The sequence below is a fragment of the Heliomarina sp. genome (assembly GCF_052826185.1).
The window spans coordinates 1-4,332 of sequence record NZ_JBRBUI010000002.1; the positions used below are offsets into that span (position 1 = coordinate 1).

Consider the following 4,332-nt stretch of genomic DNA (forward strand, 5'->3'; position numbering starts at 1 on the left):
CGTAGGAAAGGGTGGCCACCATGGCCTGGATGTCCTCAGGCAGGATCGCTTCCTTCTGGACCGGCGGGCGCGCATGCTTGCGTTTGATCCCGGCCAGAACGGTGGCGATATGCCGGTCCTTGCGATCAAGAGTGAACCCGCGCTGTCTGTAGTTCCAGGCAAGCCCCGAGAGACGGCGCTCGATCGTGGAGACCGAAAGGGTAGGGGCCTTCCCGGTTGGTGCAGCCAGATCAGCCACATAAAGTCCAATCATCTCGGGCGCGGGGGGCAGAGGTTCCGTGCCTTTCAACCGGCACCAGCGGCTGAAGTGTTTCCAGTCGGCCGCATAGGCCTTGTTCGTGTTCCCGGCTGTCGAGGCCTCGGCGTAGCCACGGGCGGTATCGATCAGCCGGTCGAGTGCGCCGGAGCCGGCCACATTGGCGGGCAGGGCGATTGAGGCTCGGTCCCGAGAGGTTCTCTTGTCGTGTTCGTCACCGTTCAACGAGTCATAGGACGCTGAGCTCGAAATCTCTGCGCCAGACGCGTCGGAATCCTCGATTTTGGTGCTGTTATTCGTAGGACTGCTCATGTCGTTCTTGTTCCATGAGTGGACACTAACGTATTGATATCATTGAGTTCATGTTCTTGTTTCATTCCCGGATTATAGTTTCATTATCGGACATAAGACACGTTTTTTCCGGGTTTGGCCATGGTGGATCGATCAGACATCAACGCCGTCGACGATGCTGCGTGGGAACAGGCGGTTGCGCGGGAAGCTGTGATCCGCCGCCTTGCGAGCAAGGCGTCACCGAACCGTGCCGAATTCCTAAAGGCCTGCCGCGATCTTGGTCTCAAGCGGTCGCGCCTCTACGAGTTGATCTCAGCGTACAAGGCGCGCCCGGTCGCCAGCTCCTTACTAACGGCTCAGGTTGGGACACCGACGGGCAGCCGTCGGCTGCCTGACGAGGTTGAAACGGTGATTTCGGGGGCGATCGAGGAGTTCTACAAGTCCCTCCAGAAGCCAAGCATCAATGCGCTGCAAAAGGAGGTGCGCAGGCGGTGCAGTCAGAGGGGTCTACGTCCCCCGTGCTGGACCACGCTACGGGACCGTGTGGCGGCGATAGATCCTGTGGAACTCACGGCGGCGCGTGAGGGTGCCAAGGCCTCTCGCCAGCGCCATCACCCAGTGCCGGGCAGCTATCAGGTCGAACGGGCCTATGAGGTGGTTCAGATCGACCACACGCTGGTAGATGTCATCGTCGTGGACCGGGTTCATCGGAAGCCTTTGCAACGGCCCTGGCTGACGCTCGCCATCGACGTCGCCAGCCGCATGGTGGCGGGGTTCTATCTGACGCTGGAGCCACCGTCGGCCTTGTCGGTGGCGCTGGCCATTCAGCACCTGGTGCAACCCAAATTTGACTGGCTGGAGGGCCTGGGTATCGACGCGGATTGGCTAGCCGAGGGATTGCCGGAGACCATTCACGTCGACAATGCCAAGGAATTTCGCTCAAAGGCGATGAAACGCGGGGCGGAAGAGCACGGGATTTCGTTGCAGTACCGGCCGATCGGTGCGCCGCACTACGGTGGTCACATCGAGCGGCTGATCGGCACGATGATGGGGGCGGTCCACTTGCTGCCGGGGTCGACCTTCAGCAGCATCAAGGACCGCGGCGATTATGATTCCGTGGGCAATTCGGCGATGACGCTCGACGAGCTGGAGCACTGGTTGGCGCTGGAAATCACCCGTTATCATGCTGAACGGCACCGTGCGCTCGGGATTCCGCCGGTTGCGGCTTGGATTGAGGCCTATGGGCGACGCGAGGCACCTTTGCGTCGGCCATACGATCCCGAGGGGTTCCGGATCGACTTCCTGCCAAGCACGGAACGCAAGGTACGCCGCGATGGCATCCATCTCTTCGGCCTGCGGTATTGGGACGATGTCTTGAGCCTCTGGGCGGGTCGGCAAGACCGCCAATTGCGCGTGTCTTATGATCCGCGCGATCTCTCGACGATCTTTGTGCTTGGTCCCGAAGGCCGACGCTATGCTGTTCGGTTTGCGGATCTACGCCATCCGTCCATCACCCTTGCGGAGCATCGCCGTGCGCAGGCGATTTTGCGCGAGCGCGGGTGCGCGCTCGAGGACGAAGCTCTCATATTCGCGGTGATCGAGGAACAGCGCGCCCTGGTTAATGCGGCCAGCAAAAGGACACGGGAAGCTAGGCGGTTTTCCGAGCGACGGGATCGAGCGCTTGATGGGGCAGGGGCCTACGAGACTGTAGATGCCGGTCCGGAGCCCAAGGAAAGCGAGAATGTGCTCAGGGATCACCCGGGGTTCGAAGTTGAGGAATGGTCGTGACCGAAGGCAGCGCATTAGCACATCTCGATCCGACCTACCGCCGGTTTGCGGCGCTGCCGGATGATGAGCGCATTGCCTGGATTCGGGCTGATCGTTGGATTGGATTCGATCAGTCCGGGGCAGCTCTGGCACGTCTGGAGAACCTATTGACCTATCCACCGCGAGACCGGATGCCATGCCTGCTGATCTACGGTGACACCGGCATGGGTAAAACCAAGATCGTTCGCAAGTTTGAACGCGACCACCCGCCGAAGTTCAGCCAGATCACCGGCGTTGACCACCGCCCGGTGGTTGTCGCGCAGGTGCCTTCTGAGCCCATCGAGCGCGATCTTTACCGCGAACTTCTGGCCAGCATGGGCGCGCCGGCGATGACAGGCGGCACGCTCGCCCGTGAGAAGGATATCTGCCGGTCGCTGCTACGGACCGTGGGGGCGAAGATGATCATTCTCGACGAGGTGAACGGGATGCTTGCCGGTACCTTTCGGCAGCAGCGCATCTTTCTCAATGCGATCCGATTTCTGGCCAATGACCTTCGGATTCCACTGGTTTGTGCCGGAACGGACCTAGCTCGGCAGGCATTGCTGACCGATGTACAACTGGCTGAGCGCTTCGAGGCGTTCCAACTCAAGCCCTGGCAGAACGATGCCGCCTTCGCCGGGCTCCTGAAAAGCTTCGAACGAATCCTGCCCCTGCGCGAGGCATCCGATCTGATCAGTGGGGAGGCCAGAGAACGGATTCACAAGCTGACCTCCGGTGTAACGGCGCGCATTTTCCGGCTGATCGAGACAGCGGCGGAAGATGCGGTTCGGTCGGGAAAGGAGCGCCTCGACGCGGATAGTTTTGGCGACAATCTGGTGCTGCCGCTGGTCTCGATGACCCAGACCGTTCGGCGGCGGGGAAAGCCCGTGCAACAAAGGGTCGGGGCATGATGACGCCGGCCAGACTGCCCGTCGCGCCGCGTCCGTTTGTGGACGAGCTGCTTTCATCTTGGATGACGCGGGTTGCCGCGCGCTACGGGGCGGAGCCTCTTGAGCTGATGGTCTACATGGCGGGGCAGGGGGGGAGGGAGGCAGGCGCGCGGCAGGTTGACGATGTGGCGCCGGATATGGGGCTGCTCGGACTTTGGGCGACGGCCTGCAGGGTCGATCCCGAACGGCTTCGGCGCAGCTCACTGGCGTCTCGAAATCCTCATCGTCCGCAGGCCTGGTTTCTGACCGAGACAGTGCCGGTCTGCCTTGACTGTTTCGATGCGGATGTCGCTGCCGGTCGCGATGCCTATCTGCGGGGGCATTGGCGATTGGCGGAGTGCGTGGCTTGCCCGGCGCACCGGACCATGCTCGAGGATCGCTGCCCCGCTTGTCGCGGTCACCTGAGGCTTTCCCTTCGCATGTTTAATGGCCTGCTGCGTCCCTTCTGCCGCAAGTGCGACGCCGTTCTGACCGGTGGGGGAGGGGAGGCAGAGGACCCTTTGAAGGCGGGTTTCGCTGCTGGAGTTCTCGAGCTCCAACGCCATATCAACGGGATCGTCAGAGGAGGCTCAGGACGCCTTGATCGACTCGAGCATGCAGTTCGCACTCTGTGGGCGCCGCTCGATCGCGACGGTGCGGCCCGACCCGTCCTCGCGCTCTGGTACGATGAACCGGGGTGGAACTGCCCCTTTGAGGCCCGCGCGGCCGTCGGTCGGTCTGCGCCTCTTCAGCAGCTACCAGTGCGCTGGCGGGCTCTGACGCTGGTGATCTTGCATGATCTCTTTGGAGCAGATCTGGTGCCCGGCGCGCTCCTGCCGGAGGCCGCGCTCGTCCTGTTCCAGCGAGCGGCCCCATTGCCGTGGCGCACGGATGGGCGGGATCTACGGAACGGCAAAGGAAAGCGTGGTATTGACGTAGGGGCGGAACGAGTCCACAGATTGAGCAAGAGGCCCGTCCACCGGTTAAATGGAAATTTCCTCGACGAGAGAGGCGATTTCGGCCGAATCCACCCATGAAACTAAAACGACA

The 4,332-nt window shown here is 61.9% G+C and carries 3 protein-coding genes and 1 pseudogene; 3 read left to right on the forward strand and 1 reads right to left on the reverse strand.

The window, feature by feature from the left end:
- Positions 1-568: pseudogene (locus ACU0FH_RS00225) on the reverse strand (integrase); the annotation flags it as partial.
- A 120-nt stretch (positions 569-688) separates the two neighbouring features.
- On the opposite strand from ACU0FH_RS00225, the gene ACU0FH_RS00230 reads away from it, so the two are divergent.
- Genes ACU0FH_RS00230 through ACU0FH_RS00240 form a run of 3 tightly spaced genes read left to right on the forward strand, consistent with a single transcriptional unit; the run spans position 689 to position 4,319 of the window.
- Complete coding sequence (locus ACU0FH_RS00230; RefSeq protein ID WP_446192868.1) at positions 689-2,335, forward strand: transposase; 1,647 nt, start codon at positions 689-691, stop codon at positions 2,333-2,335.
- Entirely contained in the window at positions 2,326-3,264 is a 939-nt protein-coding gene (locus ACU0FH_RS00235) for a TniB family NTP-binding protein (protein WP_446192869.1), read from the forward strand. Before ACU0FH_RS00230 ends, ACU0FH_RS00235 begins: the two co-directional genes overlap by 10 nt.
- Positions 3,264-4,319 carry a TniQ family protein gene (locus tag ACU0FH_RS00240; protein ID WP_446192870.1) on the forward strand — a complete coding sequence of 352 codons (1,056 nt, stop codon included), beginning with the start codon at positions 3,264-3,266 and terminating at the stop codon, positions 4,317-4,319. The genes ACU0FH_RS00235 and ACU0FH_RS00240 overlap by 1 nt, the downstream gene beginning before the upstream one ends.
- The last annotated feature ends 13 nt before the right edge of the window (positions 4,320-4,332 follow it).

Excerpts from the sequence above, each read along its gene's own strand:
- ACU0FH_RS00230 (WP_446192868.1), top strand. The coding sequence starts at position 689 with ATGGTGGATCGATCAGACATCAACGCCGTCGACGATGCTGCGTGGGAA.
- ACU0FH_RS00235 (WP_446192869.1), top strand. The coding sequence starts at position 2,326 with ATGGTCGTGACCGAAGGCAGCGCATTAGCACATCTCGATCCGACCTAC.
- ACU0FH_RS00240 (WP_446192870.1), top strand. The coding sequence starts at position 3,264 with ATGACGCCGGCCAGACTGCCCGTCGCGCCGCGTCCGTTTGTGGACGAG.